The sequence below is a fragment of the Arthrobacter sp. Y81 genome (assembly GCF_002929335.1).
Lineage (GTDB): Bacteria > Actinomycetota > Actinomycetes > Actinomycetales > Micrococcaceae > Arthrobacter.
Genome location: NZ_PJIL01000008.1, coordinates 124,950 through 137,902, shown reverse-complemented (window position 1 = coordinate 137,902; position 12,953 = coordinate 124,950). Strand labels below are relative to the sequence as shown.

Annotated in this window: 12 protein-coding genes, 1 tRNA gene and 2 pseudogenes; 13 read left to right on the top strand and 2 right to left on the bottom strand. The window is 63.3% G+C overall.

What is annotated here, in order from left to right; all coding sequences use genetic code 11:
• Window positions 1-15 precede the first annotated feature (15 nt).
• From CXQ91_RS12640 to CXQ91_RS12615, 6 genes and pseudogenes are all read left to right on the top strand, one after another.
• Window positions 16-98: transfer RNA gene (locus tag CXQ91_RS12640), tRNA-Leu, on the top strand.
• Between the two features lie 368 nt (window positions 99-466).
• Window positions 467-799 carry an alpha/beta hydrolase fold domain-containing protein gene (locus CXQ91_RS12635; protein WP_374953658.1) on the top strand — a complete coding sequence of 111 codons (333 nt, stop codon included), beginning with the start codon at window positions 467-469 and terminating at the stop codon, window positions 797-799.
• Between the two features lie 7 nt (window positions 800-806).
• The gene (locus CXQ91_RS12630; protein ID WP_104174263.1) at window positions 807-1,139 is read left to right on the top strand and encodes a hypothetical protein; all 333 of its coding nucleotides are present in this window, start codon (window positions 807-809) and stop codon (window positions 1,137-1,139) included.
• A gap of 173 nt (window positions 1,140-1,312) precedes the next feature.
• Window positions 1,313-1,447: pseudogene (locus CXQ91_RS12625) on the top strand (dihydrofolate reductase); the annotation flags it as partial.
• A gap of 79 nt (window positions 1,448-1,526) precedes the next feature.
• Complete coding sequence (locus tag CXQ91_RS12620; RefSeq protein WP_104174262.1) at window positions 1,527-2,225, top strand: DJ-1/PfpI family protein; 699 nt, start codon at window positions 1,527-1,529, stop codon at window positions 2,223-2,225.
• A 229-nt stretch (window positions 2,226-2,454) separates the two neighbouring features.
• On the top strand, window positions 2,455-3,189 hold the full coding sequence (locus CXQ91_RS12615; protein WP_104174261.1) for a TIGR02391 family protein: 735 nt from the start codon (window positions 2,455-2,457) through the stop codon (window positions 3,187-3,189).
• 79 nt (window positions 3,190-3,268) lie between these two features.
• On the opposite strand, the gene CXQ91_RS12610 is transcribed toward CXQ91_RS12615, so the two are convergent.
• Window positions 3,269-3,991: a DUF5677 domain-containing protein gene (locus tag CXQ91_RS12610; RefSeq protein WP_104174260.1), complete on the bottom strand. Its 723-nt coding sequence runs from the start codon at window positions 3,989-3,991 to the stop codon at window positions 3,269-3,271.
• A 249-nt stretch (window positions 3,992-4,240) separates the two neighbouring features.
• Between CXQ91_RS12610 and CXQ91_RS12605 the strand changes: the two genes are divergently transcribed.
• Window positions 4,241-4,504 carry a hypothetical protein gene (locus CXQ91_RS12605; RefSeq protein WP_104174259.1) on the top strand — a complete coding sequence of 88 codons (264 nt, stop codon included), beginning with the start codon at window positions 4,241-4,243 and terminating at the stop codon, window positions 4,502-4,504.
• 1,019 nt (window positions 4,505-5,523) lie between these two features.
• On the opposite strand, the pseudogene CXQ91_RS12595 reads toward CXQ91_RS12605, so the two are convergent.
• Window positions 5,524-5,856 (bottom strand): annotated as a pseudogene (locus tag CXQ91_RS12595) (carbonic anhydrase); the annotation flags it as partial.
• Window positions 5,857-6,021: 165 nt separating this feature from the next.
• Here CXQ91_RS12595 and CXQ91_RS12590 point away from each other — a divergent pair.
• The 6 genes from CXQ91_RS12590 (at window position 6,022) to CXQ91_RS12565 (ending at window position 12,907) form a co-directional block, all read left to right on the top strand.
• A complete protein-coding gene (locus CXQ91_RS12590; RefSeq protein ID WP_104174257.1) occupies window positions 6,022-7,263 on the top strand; it encodes a 3-hydroxyacyl-CoA dehydrogenase family protein in 1,242 nt (413 codons plus the stop codon).
• 82 nt (window positions 7,264-7,345) lie between these two features.
• Complete coding sequence (locus tag CXQ91_RS12585; protein WP_104174256.1) at window positions 7,346-8,527, top strand: acyl-CoA dehydrogenase family protein; 1,182 nt, start codon at window positions 7,346-7,348, stop codon at window positions 8,525-8,527.
• Window positions 8,528-8,536: 9 nt separating this feature from the next.
• Window positions 8,537-10,171 (top strand): AMP-binding protein, encoded by a 1,635-nt coding sequence (locus tag CXQ91_RS12580; RefSeq protein WP_104174255.1) that lies wholly within the window; start codon window positions 8,537-8,539, stop codon window positions 10,169-10,171.
• A complete protein-coding gene (locus CXQ91_RS12575) occupies window positions 10,168-11,367 on the top strand; it encodes an acetyl-CoA C-acetyltransferase (RefSeq protein WP_104174254.1) in 1,200 nt (399 codons plus the stop codon). The genes CXQ91_RS12580 and CXQ91_RS12575 overlap by 4 nt, the downstream gene beginning before the upstream one ends.
• The gene (locus CXQ91_RS12570) at window positions 11,351-12,034 is read left to right on the top strand and encodes a TetR/AcrR family transcriptional regulator (RefSeq protein WP_104174253.1); all 684 of its coding nucleotides are present in this window, start codon (window positions 11,351-11,353) and stop codon (window positions 12,032-12,034) included. Before CXQ91_RS12575 ends, CXQ91_RS12570 begins: the two co-directional genes overlap by 17 nt.
• Before the next feature lie 15 nt (window positions 12,035-12,049).
• Window positions 12,050-12,907, top strand: coding sequence for a LuxR C-terminal-related transcriptional regulator (locus CXQ91_RS12565; protein ID WP_104174252.1), 858 nt, complete (start codon window positions 12,050-12,052; stop codon window positions 12,905-12,907).
• Window positions 12,908-12,953 lie beyond the last annotated feature (46 nt).

Below are 12,953 nucleotides of genomic sequence, written 5' to 3'. Positions count from 1 at the left end.
CCCGAAATACCACCTGCGCGGGTGGCGGAATGGCAGACGCGCTAGCTTGAGGTGCTAGTCCTCGAAAGGGGGTGGGGGTTCAAGTCCCCCTCCGCGCACAAGGGAAAACCCCTGGAATCCACGGATTCCAGGGGTTTTTTTCTGTCTCCACGCATGCGGCGGCAGGTTCCAAATTCGCAGGTACTGACGTTACCGTCCGGTGACGAGCCGGCGCCGGCCCCGCAAGCTGGTCTCCGCGGTGGAGGACCGCCACTTGGCGGTTAGACACGAGTCCTTTGCGAGTTGCTGGCGGTTCACGCCGTATCCCACCAGGAGCGGACAATCCCTGGCCCTGACGGCGCTCCGGACCTCATTGTTTCATCTTCACCAGGACCGATCGTGTCCCCGGCGGACCGGGGATCTATCACACGCATGGCGGTGGCATGGTAATCGGCGGCCGCTTCCTCGGGGCGGACATGCTCATTGAGTGGTAGAGCTCATGGACGCCGTTGCGGTGTCGGCTGAGTACCGTCTGGCCCCCGAAAATCCCGACCCTGCACCTGTGGAGGATTGCTATGCGGGCCTCGTCTGGACGGCCGGGCATGCGGAAGAGCTCGGCTTCGACCCGGAGCGCCTGATCATCGCCGGCGCGAGTGCCGGCGGTGGGCTCGCCGCCGGGGTGGCCCTCTTGGCGCGGGACAGAGGCGGGCCGACCCTGGCAGGCCAGGTTCTGATCTGCCCCATGCTCGACGACCGCAACGAAACGGTCTCCAGCTACCAGATTGATGGCTTCGGGTTGTGGGACCGTACCACGTCTTGACGATCTCATGGAGTTGGTAGAGCCGCTCCTTCCACGGGCGTTTAACGAACTGGGCGAACCGGCGAAGGCCAAGTTCTTGGAGCTGCGCGAGAGATACTGGGAGCTGGGAGCCACTGCGATGATGTTTACGACGTACTTCAAAATGATTCATCCTGACGTCCCTGACCTTCCTCTACGAGATCGGGTGAGCTCCGATGCCACCGGGATGCCGGATGCGCTACTCGATGCCACGGCTTATGGAGACTTTTTGGACACCCTTATACCGTTCGGAGAGCAGGCGGCCGCGGAGCTCAGAGCAGCTCTGCATCCTGAAGCAACACCTTTTTCAGATTCCGAATAGACGTCCGAATGGACAGGATGATGCGGACCGAACCGTTCCCGGTGAGGGATCCTTTCCGTACGGAGCATTTGCTTGGCGTTGTAATCAACTGGCTCTCGGTGTGGCCTGAGCGGTGACTCCTCCGCGCCGTGCTGGTCTGTACAACGAATTCCGACCCACGGGAGACTGACACCATGCGCAATCTGACCTTCGGCATTAATCTGAGCGTGGACGGCTACATCCCCGCGCCCGACGACGACCTCGGCTGGAGTGTACCGAGCGATGAGCTGTTCCAGTGGTGGTCCGACCGGGTGGGGGCGACGGGTCTTCCGTCTGCGATGCAACCAACGGGTGTAGCGATTCGAGCGAAGGTGCCGGATGACGCACGCGCTCATATAGTCTGAAAACATGTCGCCCGGTCCGCTGAGAATCGTTGTCCTCCTTTTCCCAAGGGTCACCCAGCTTGATTTCACCGGGCCCGCTCAGGTTTTCTCCAAGTTCCCGGACACCGAAGTTTACCTAGCTTGGCATGACCTGGATCCCGTCGCCACCGACGCCGGATGGTGCATTGTGCCGACTACGACCCTTGACGACTGCCCCCAGGCGGACGTCCTCTTTGTTCCCGGAGGCGCAGGGGCATTCGACATGTTTGACGACCCTGAGGCTCTGGAGTTTCTCCGGGTGCAGGCAAGGAACGCCCGTTGGATCACCTCCGTTTGCACAGGATCATTCACCCTTGCTGCGGCGGGTCTCCTCACCGGCTATAGAGCCACCAGCCACTGGGCCTCCCTGCAGATGCTCGAACACTTCGGCGTCGAACCGACGTCTGAAAGAGTCGTCCGCGACAGAAACCGGATTACAGGTGCTGGCGTAACCTCGGGGATTGATTTTGCATTCACGCTGGCGGCGGAACTCTTCGGTGACGATGAAGCCCGGAAGATTCAGCTGGCCATCGAATACGACCCGGAGCCCCCGTTCGACCACGGCTCGCCAAGCAAAGCAGATCCCGAAACAGTAAAGAGCATCATCGCCGCCACCGAGAACCTCCGCATGGCCGGGGTCCGAACCTCTGCCAGCGCCCTGGCGACCGCGCAGCGCTCCGCGTAACCGAAGCTTTGCGGAAGGTCCACAAACACGCCGTCATCTCGGTGCAAATCGGGCGCAGTCAATGCCCGTCTTGGACGTTGTCCAGGACGCATACGCCCCGGCATCTAGACATTGAACGCGATGGACTAGAGATATCGGTCGTTTTTGCGGCTAACGGACGGCATCGCCTTTGCGCACGCTCCAGGTCGGCCTTCCAAGCGATGTCGGCGTAACAAGGCAAGAGGCTCGTATGAGCAAGTTGAACCATGAATGGGCGATCAAAGAGATTGACCAGTTCCTACGCGTCACCGACCAAGTCGGCTACGACAATAGCGGCGGTGGAGTCGTAGTGCTTGGAACACACATGCGCGGGTCACAGACTGAAGCATCACAGCGTGCCCACGTGGTGGAGCAGATTCTTGATCGTGTTCTGCCTGGTTGGAGACAGGATCGGCCAGAGAAGGATACGAAATTTGTTTGGCTTCGGGACCAAGCTTCAAGAGCCAAGGCTGCGATGCAAAGGGCGGCGGAGCTTGCTGAGAATCTAGGGGATAACGCCCCAGATATGGATGCGGCCAATCTTCACCCATGGGTTTGGGAAAACGGGCGATCCTACTGGAACACAGGGCATTATCACCAGGCCGTGATGCAGGCCGCTATCCGCGTCAACGCCGAGACGCAAGCGAAGCTGGAGCGCATGGATGTATCTGAGACAGCGCTTTTCAATGAGGCGTTCTCAATGGATGCGCCAAAGGAAGGTGCGCCGCGACTCAGGCTGACAGAAGATGACGGGGGCAAAACATATCAGAACCTTCACCGGGGCGCTCGATCCTTTGCGGATGGGCTTTACACAGCGATCCGTAATCCTGGCATGCATAAGCCGCAGGAAAGTCGCGGAGGCGAGGAGCAGCTTGCCCTAGAACAACTGGCAGCCTTCAGCTTGCTGGCCCGTTGGATCGACCAGGCCAAAGTCCACCGGATATGAGTTTCAGATCGCGATCGGCTATCGGGCAGCGGGATATCGCGGCAAACTTCGCCTGACATGCTCCTGGCGTGCCGCCGGATCAATCACGGACATTGAGCGGTAGAGCAAGTTCATCGGAAAGGTGATCCAACTCGGCGAGACCAGGTGTGTCGACTCGAAGCGACTCGAGCACCCACGAGGCGAACATCGTCGCCATCGCTGTGAAATGCGCCGTTTGGCGCTCATAAGGGTCAGTTGCCTCGCTCAGGACTATGAACTGCTTTTCGTCGTCCAGGTCTAAGAAGGCGGTTACCGTCTCGCCTGTTACATGAATGATCTGCGACTGCTGCATGTACGCGGGCCTGAACGTTGCGTTGAAGTCGATCTGATTAATCATGTCTGTGACGCGGAGCAGCCGTTTTCCCTTGCTCGTCATCGAGTCGAGCGCCGCGTCGATCTCATCCTGTGGCGTGTTGAGGTACTCCGTGACAGCTAGGAACGCGCGTTGACGGGAATGGTGGTAGCCCTCAATCAGCTGGTCAGGGCCGCTTTCGTCGAAGTGTGCCCATTGTGCCGTCAAGGCATGCTCAAGGGCCTGCCGGGCGACGGCCACAGCCTCGCGAGAGCGCCCGGCGCGGTACAGGACCACGTATGCGCCCGCATAGCGTATCGCCTGCGCACAGATGCCGTACACAGTTTGGAACTCCACTTGGTGTTCTACAGCGACCTCGAATGAGTCTGCATCATGCAGCCGTCGCTCATGCTCTTCAATGAATTCCAGCCACGCCTCGATGGTGGGCGGAGTCGAGTGTGGTGTGGTCACCAACCAAGTATGCGGCTTGTGGGGTTTCTCAGCGCAGCCAGCCTCTGAGAGTCCTCAGTTGGAGGTTGTGCGCCGGTAAAGGACGCTTGCGTGCTGCACTAAGCGCCAAATAGCGCCGTGAAAAAACCGCCATTTATCGCCAAAAGTCACAGAGATGCGGCCACGAAAGCCTTGTCTGGGTGCGCAAGGACCAGTAGCGTTCTGCACAGTGAGCCTGCGGACCGCTGGCCCCCTTCGAGAGGACGCGCCATGCCAACCGTGATCGGCCACCACGATGTGAAGGACAAGGATCATTGGCTTGCCTCACCGAAACGCGAAGAGGTCTTCGGACCCCTCGGCGTCACCAACATCCGGACGTTCGTCAACCCACAGAACCCGACGCAAGTGGCGGTGCTGATGGACGTTCCCGACATGGAAGCCGTCATGGCCCTGATGCAATCCGAGGCAGGGGCCGAGGCGATGGCGTATGACGGCGTGCTGCCCGAGACCTTGGTGATTCTCGTCGAGGCGTAGTTTCTTTTCTCGGAAGGGCGGGTTCGCGAAAACTGCTTATCGGCCGTGAACGGCCTCACGTCGTGTCGCGACGGACGATCGGCGTCAGGTCGAATCGCGTGGAATCAGAGGTGCCAGCGATGGTGCTTTCCCCGGGCTGCGAAAGCGCTCGGGCACCGTGTCGTTCAGTGAGAAAGGGCCCCACGCGTCGCTCTTAGGCAGGGTCTCGTCGATTTCATGCCACCGCTCCCATGCCGCTTGGCGCGTGACCCCGAGAGCGGTGGCGATCTCTGCCCAGGACAGGCCCGCCTTCCGTGCGTACTTCACGGTCGTGAGTTCGGTTTGGTCGCACGTCTGGCGGACCTGCTGGATAGCCCTCAGCGTGGCGGTTACCTCTGCCGTCCAGCTCTGGGGGCTCGACATCGACGCTCCCGTCGATCGTGGCCCCTTCATCGCCCTATGGACGGTTGGCCCGCCGCTGTATCTCGCCATAACGTCAGCGTGTCCTTACGACGGCGCCCTGTCAAGGCACCTTGGCAACAAAGTCCCATAAGGTCCGGCACCGCCCGTGTCTGGAGCGCCCGGTAAGGATGCGCTTGTGGGGGTACCTTCGGTCCAATCGCCCCCGGCGCTGGGTGCCGGCCAGGAAGATGCAGCCGGCTAGAGGTTACTGTCGGGCCGGGAAGTGTTCCCTGCGTCTAGTTCTGACTCAGTCTGTTGGATGCCAACCCCTCTCGCAGGTCCCGCTTCCGCAACAGTTCAACGCCTTGCTCCTCGCTCGCATCGATGAATGGAACGACACGGCACGCGCGGAAAGGTGTCCTGGAAGTCTGATGCCGTGGCCCTGGACTCAGTTACGTCGTTCCGGAGATGCATATGTCTAGCGTGAGCGGGGTGAGTAGTCCGGGACGGAGCGCTCCATGGCGGTGACGGCCGACGGCTTCCCTTGCGAGTCTTGCCCCGCCGGTGCCCTTGGCGCTGGCCACGGCCGTTCCCCGAATCCCCTCCGGCGCCCTGCCTTCACTCGGGCCTGCTGGTGGCCCGATGAAGTCATCCTTAGACCTGAGAATGGCGTCGTCGATCACGTGGCCGGCCGTGCGCACCACGAAGACGTCGCCGAGGCCGACGTCGAAGATGATCTCCGCGGCGAGACGGGAGTCCGCGCAGCCAAAGATGACGGCGAACGGATTCTGGGTGTTCACCAGTTCGCTCCGCCGGGAGGCGTTCTGGTTCGGGTGCAGCGAATCTCCCGAGACGAAACGCTCGTTGCCGTCAAGCAGGCGGTGCCATGCCTCGTACGTGCTGATTCTGCTGCTCACCCTCCTTACTGTAAGGGAGCGTACCGTCGCCCATAGGGAGATATCGCTATCCATCCGCCGTCGACGTCGACGTGCCGGCACGCGTAGTCGGCACTGGTGGTTGGCACTCCGTCCGCCCCTGCGCATTGCTCGAGCTGGCCACGACGCGTACCTCCGGAATTCCGGCGTGAAACTAAGTTTCACTTGACCTGACACTGAGTTTCACTGTAGAACGGTGTTATGGTTCCTGACACTGTCGTAGAAACTAGCCAAACCGCCATTCAACCGGCCAGCGCATATGCCGCCGCGCTCCTGGACGCTGAACGGCGCCGGCCGGCGGGGGCTCGCGGAGTAGATCCCCGCCCCGTCCGCAGCGTTGGAGTGATCGGCGCTGGGCTCATGGCCAGCCAGCTCGCCCTGGTTTTTGCCAAACAGCTTGGCGTTCCGGTCCTGATCACGGATCTTTCCCAGGCAAAGGTGGATGGCGCGCTCGGCTGGATCGCCGCGCACCTGGAGAAGCTCGTGAACCGGGGGCAACTCAGCGAAACGGCGGCCCGGGACCTGGGCAATCTTGTCCGCGGCACGGTGGATAAGCGCGAGTACCGGGACTGCGATGTGGTCATCGAGGCGGTGTTCGAGGAGTTGGCCGTCAAACGCGCCGTTTTCGCGGAAATCGAGCCCCTGCTGCGCACTGATGCGCTGCTCCTGACGAATACGTCGTCCCTTTCCGTGACGGCGATGGGCCACGGCCTGGCCCATCCGGAACGCCTGATGGGACTGCATTTCTTCAATCCCGTGGCCGTGCTGCCGCTCGTGGAAATCATCAGCACTGAAAACAACGACGACGTCACCGTCGCCACCGCTTGTTCGCTTGCCCGGCTTCTGGGCAAGACTGCGGTTCTGGTAACGGACACGCCGGGCTTTGTGGTGAACCGGATCCTGACCCGGCTGTTCTGCGAACTGCTGCAGGTCATTGATGACGGGACGGACATCGAACTGGCGGACCATGCCCTGGACCCGCTGGGGCTACCCATGACCCCGCTGACGCTGCTGGGTTTCATCGGACCCGCAGTCCAGCTGCACATCTGCGAGACCATGCACGCCGCCTACCCCGACCGGTTCTATGTCAGCACCAGCCTGACCGCCATTGCGGATGCACGGCTGCGCGGCTACCTGGCTAAGTCCGGCACGGTACTTCCCGAGGCGGCCGCCCTGCTGCCGGCTGCCGACGCCGGAGCTTCGGTGCCGGCACCGGACGCGGGGGCCATCAGGGCAGGGATACTTGACGCCCTGGCCGAGGAGGTGGGCCTGATGCTCGCCGAAAAGGTGGTGGCCGGTCCCGCGGAAGTGGATTTGTGCATGATGCTGGGCGCCAACTTCCCCCAGCATCAGGGGGGCCTCACCCCGCTGCTAGACCAAAGCGGCGCCTCCCGGCGGGTGTGGGGTAGGGATTTCCACCCCGGGTCCGGCTTCGCAGCATAGCCAGGGGCGCGCGGCCCGCCCAAACAAGCGCCGCTACCTCCGCGCCATTCTTCAATTCCTCCCCAAAAAAGGATGCAAGCCCATGCCCGACTACGACGTCGCCGAACCGCTGGACACGGACTACTACTCCGTCTTCGCCAACATCTCCGCACCCGACCGCGAAGCATGGAGGCGTGCCCGGGATTTCACCGCGGAGGCCCTGCCGCAGATGAACGACTACTGGGAACGGGCCGAGTTCCCCGCCCACCTGGCCAAGCGGATGGGCACCATGAACCTGCTGACCGATGGCATTGACGTACAGGGCCTGGAGCCCATGTCCGCGCTGGCCGCCGGCCTGGTCAACATGGAGGTCTCCCGCGGGGACGGTTCCCTGGGCACGGTGATCGCAGTCCAGGGCGGCCTGGTACTGCGGACGATTGCCCTTTTTGGCTCCGACGCCCAGCGCAGGACCTGGCTGGGTCCGCTGGCCCGCGGCGAAAAGCTCGGCGCCTTCGCCCTGACGGAACCGGACCACGGCTCCGATTCCGTGGCTTTGGAAACCACCGCCTCGCTCGACGGGGAGGACTACGTCCTCAATGGCGAGAAGAAGTGGATCGGCAACGGCTCCGTAGGCGATGTCACGGTTGTCTGGGCACGCGATGACGACGGCGACGTCCGTGGTTTCCTGGTGGAACAGGACCGAGAGGGTTACGAGGCTGAGACAATCACCGGAAAGGCCTCGCTGCGCGCAATACACCAAGCCCGAATCAAGCTCAATAACGTCCGCGTTCCAAAAGCCAATCTTCTTCCCGGTGCCCGCACTTTCAAGGACACGTCCGAAGTCCTTGTTGCGACCCGCCTGGGGGTGGCCTGGTCCGCCCTCGGCCACGCCACCGCCGTCTACGAGGCCGCGTTGAACTATGCCACGCAGCGGACACAGTTCGGCAAGCCTCTGGCAAAGTTCCAACTTGTCCAGGAGCGACTGGCATACATGCTCTCGGAGCTGACCAGCATGCAGCTGCACTGTATCCACCTCGCGGGGCTTGATGCGGCCGGCCAGATGCGCCCCACCCAGGCCTCGATGGCGAAGTACCACAACACCCGCAAGGCCCGCGAGCTGGCATCCATTGCCCGCGACATGTTGGGCGGCAATGGCATCCTGCTGGAAAACCACGTGATCCGGCACCTTCTGGACATCGAATCCATCCATACCTACGAAGGCACGCAAAGCATTCAGACCCTATTGATCGGCCGCGATGTCACCGGACAAAGCGCCTTCGCCTAAGGATTCGCCATGACCACAATTGAACTTCCCAATGAAACCGCGCTGAGCCCCCTGCGGTTCCTGCAGCGCTCCGCGGAGGTGTTCGGGCAGAAGACGGCGATCATCCACGGTGACCGCTCCTATACTTACCGGGACTTCGCTGACGAAGCCCAGGGGCTGGCCAAAGCGATCAAGGGCAGGATCCAGCCCGGCGACCGGGTGGCCTTCCTGTGTCCTAATGTGCCGGAGCTGCTGATTGCCCATTACGCCGTCCCCCTGGCCGGGGGCGTCCTGGTTGCCCTGAACTCGCGGATGTCCGCCCGGGAACTCCAATTCATCCTGGAGCATTCCGAAGCCAGGCTGCTGTTTGCCGATTCGGAACTGCTGGCCACGGTGGCGGACATGGACCTGGGCCTGACACAGGTGGCTGAGGTGATCGAAGTGCCTGACAGCACCATCCCGTATCCGGAAGTCCCGGCAGGCATGGGAACGACGCAGTACGCGGACTTCCTCGCCGCATCCGGACACCAGGACGCAGATCTTCCGTGGAGTGTAGAGGACGAACGCGCCCCGATCACCCTGAACTACACCTCCGGCACCACGGGCAAGCCCAAGGGCGTGCTGTATTCGCATCGCGGTGCTTACCTGAACTCGCTCGGGGAAACCTTCCACAATCACTTCACCGGCGAAACACGCTACCTCTGGACCCTTCCGATGTTCCACTGCAATGGCTGGTGCACCACTTGGGCCGTGACGGCGGCCGCAGGCGTCCACATCTGCCTGCGGGCTGTGCGCGCGGACGCCGTCTGGGACGCCATCGACACTCTCGGCGTCACCAACCTCTGCGGCGCCCCCACGGTGTGCAGCATTATTGCCGAGGCGCCCCAGGCCCACAAGCTGAAGGGGCCGCTGCGGATCACGACGGCAGGCGCGCCGCCGTCGCCCGCGATCATCACGTCCCTGGAGTCAATCGGGATCAGTGTGGTCCACGTTTATGGGTTGACCGAGGTGTATGGCCCGTACACGATCTGTGAGCATCAACCCGAGTGGGATGATCTTTCCACCCAGGACAGGGCCGTCAAGATCTCCCGCCAGGGAGTGGGAATGCTGCAGGCCGAGACGGCGCGCATCGTGGACCTGGACATGCTCGATGTCCCGGCCGACGGCGCAACGCTGGGCGAAATCGTGCTGCGTGGCAACAACGTGATGCTCGGCTATTTCAAGGATCCCGAGGCCACGGCCGACGCCTTCCGCGGGGGCTGGTTCCATACCGGAGACCTCGGCGTCATGCATCCCGACGGCTACATCCAGCTCAAGGACCGGGCCAAGGACATCATCATCTCCGGCGGAGAAAACATCTCCACCATTGAGGTGGAGCAGGCCATTAGCAGCCACCCGGCCGTGCTGAACGTGGCCGTGATCGGCGTCCCGCACGAGAAATGGGGCGAACGCCCGGTGGCCTTTGTCATCCGCAGCAGCCCCAGCTCGGTCACGGCCGAGCAGATCCGCTCGCACGTCAAGGGCCTGCTCTCAGGATTCAAGGTTCCGGACAGGATCCTTTTCCCCGAAGTGCTCCCCCACAACTCCACCGGCAAGGTCCTGAAGTCGCGGTTACGTGCCCTGGACCTCAGCGCCCCAGCCCCCAGCAAGGAACCCACCAAATGAGCAGCAAGGACATAGTCGTTGTGGGCGCGGCCCGCACCCCTCAGGGAAAGCTGGTGGGCCAGCTGGCTTCACAAAGCGCTGTGCAGCTTGGCGCCGCGGCCATCGCCGCGGCCCTGGAACGCTCAGGGGTTGGGCCGGCCGCCGTCGATGCGGTCATCGTGGGCCAGGTCCTGACGGCCGGCGCCGGCCAGAACCCCGCGCGCCAAAGCGCCGTCGCGGCAGGAATACCGCTCAGAGCCCCCGCCGTCACCGTCAATAAGGTCTGCCTCTCCGGGCTGAGTGCCATCATCCAGGGCGTCAGGCTGCTCAAACTGGGCGAGGCGGATGTGGTGGTCGCCGGCGGCCAGGAATCCATGAGCCAGGCGCCGCACCTGCTCACCGGCTCGCGCGCCGGCTACCTCTACGGCGGCATCACGGCCGTGGACTCGGCTGGCCATGATGGGCTCACGGATGCCTTTGACCAGGAACTCATGGGTATTGCCACAGACCGCGCCAACGCGGACCTTCAGGTCTCCCGCGAAGCGCAGGACAATATCGCGGCGCTGTCCCACCAGCGGGCGGCCGCGGCCCGGGCCGAGGGAAGATTCAGCTCCGAAATCACCCCTGTTTCGGTGCCGCAGAAACGTGGCGCGCCCGTGCTGGTGAGCGATGACGAGGGCGTACGCCCGCAATCCACGCAGGAGGTGCTGGCGGGGCTGAAGCCGGCCTTCACCGCGGAGGGTACAGTCACCGCCGGAAATGCTTCGCCGCTGAGCGACGGCGCCGCCGCCGTCGTGCTGGTGACCCGCGCGTACGCCGATGCCCACGGGCTCGAGGTGCTGGCCGTCGTCGGGCCCGCCGGGCAGATCGCCGGGCCGGACACAACACTTCCGGACAAGCCGGCACAGGCAATCACGGCTGCCCTGGCCCGCGCCGGCTGGACGGCCGGAGACCTTGACTTCGTGGAGATCAACGAGGCCTTCGCCTCGGTGGTGGTGCACTCCGCAGCGGCCCTGGGCCTCGGTTTGGACAAGGTTAACGTCAACGGCGGTGCCATCGCCATCGGACATCCGATCGGCGCCTCCGGAGCGCGGCTGGTGGTCTCGGCCGTCCACGAGCTGATGCGGCGCGGAAGCGGCAAATCCGCTGTCGCGCTTTGTGGCGGCGGCGGACAGGGTGACGCGCTGCTACTGTACCGGGATGGCATCAGTGGCTAATTTCCGTTCCGGCGTGGCCGAAGCCGCGCTGGATCTGTTCACCGACAATGGCTACGACCCGACCAGCGTGGACGATATTGCCCTGGCTGCCGGAATCTCCCGCAGCACCTTCTTCCGTCAGTTCCGCGCCAAGGAAGACGTGATCTTTGCGGACCACGAAGCCCTGCTCGCTGAGCTGACCGTCTACCTGGCAGCCAGCCATCCCGATCCGTGGGAGGCTGTGTGCCAGGCCGCAGAGCAGGTCTTCGTGAAATTTTCCGAACGCCGCAAATTATCCCAAAAACGCTACCACGTGGTGCAGGCGGTCCCCGCGCTGCGGGACCGGGAAACGATCATGGTCTCCCGATATGAACGGCTTTTCTCGGACTACCTCCGCCAGGCACTGCCGGGTATATCAACGCTTGATGCAATCCGGTTCGCCGCTGCCGTCACCTCAACCCATAACTATGTGCTGCGCGAAATGATGCTGGACTCCTCCCGCGGTTCCCTCCAGAACCTGGAACACGAGCTGTTGGCGGTGCGCCGTATGTTCGGGGTACTGCCGCAGGGTGACCCCGCATCCCTCCCGGCCGGGGACGACCTGGTCGTGGCCGTTTTTCCCCGCTCTACACCCACTGCTGAGCTGGCGCGGCGCATCCAGGACAAGCTCGACGGCCGCTCCGTCTGACTGGGGAAGGGCCCCATGACCGCGCGTTACAACGACGTCTACCGTCCGAGCGACCGCGACCTGTTGAAGCGGACGATCCGGGAAACCGCAGCCCGGACTGGCTCAGCTGTGTTCTTCGCAGGCCTCGTAAACCGCACCGAGCTCACCATCACCGAGTTCTTCGGCACGACGACGCACGGCCTGAAGAACCTCAGCGTGCAGCCCGGTGAGGGGGTGGGCGGGCGGGCCCTCTCCCAGGCGCGTACCGTCGGGGTGGCCGATTACTTTGACTCGGACAGCATCACCCATCATCACGACGACGCCGTGCGCATCGAGGGGCTACGGACGATGGTGGCGCTCCCCATCCTCGTGGACGGCCGTGCCCGGTGCATCCTCTACGCGGCAACGCGGGAGCGCACATCGATCGGCGAGTGCGTGGTGACCGAACTCAGCGCCGGCGCCTCGAGGATCTCGCGGGAACTGGCCATTCGGGACGAGGTGGACCACCGGGTCTCGATTCTCCGGGTCGTCCAAAGCCTGGCCGCGGAGCCACCGGACCGGAACCTCATCGAGACCGTCCGGCTTGCGCATGCCGAGCTCCTCTCGGTGGCCAGCACCACGACTGATCCCGAACTCGCCCAGCGCATCCTTGCCGTGACCGCGCGGTTGGAGGGCTCCGAGGCTGCGTCAGCCGGCGCCCCGCACCTCACCCGTCGGGAGACGGATGTGCTCGCCCAAGTGGCGCTCGGCTGTTCCTATGCCGAAACCGGTAAACGGCTCTCGCTCAAGGCAGTTACCGTGAAGAGCTACATGCAGTCGATCATGGTGAAACTGGACGTGCACAGCCGTGCGGAGGCCGTAGTGGCCGCGCGCAGGCTCCGCCTTTTGCCCTGACCGGTGGCGCGAAAACACCTCCATCGGGAGGTGGTGGCGCACGCAC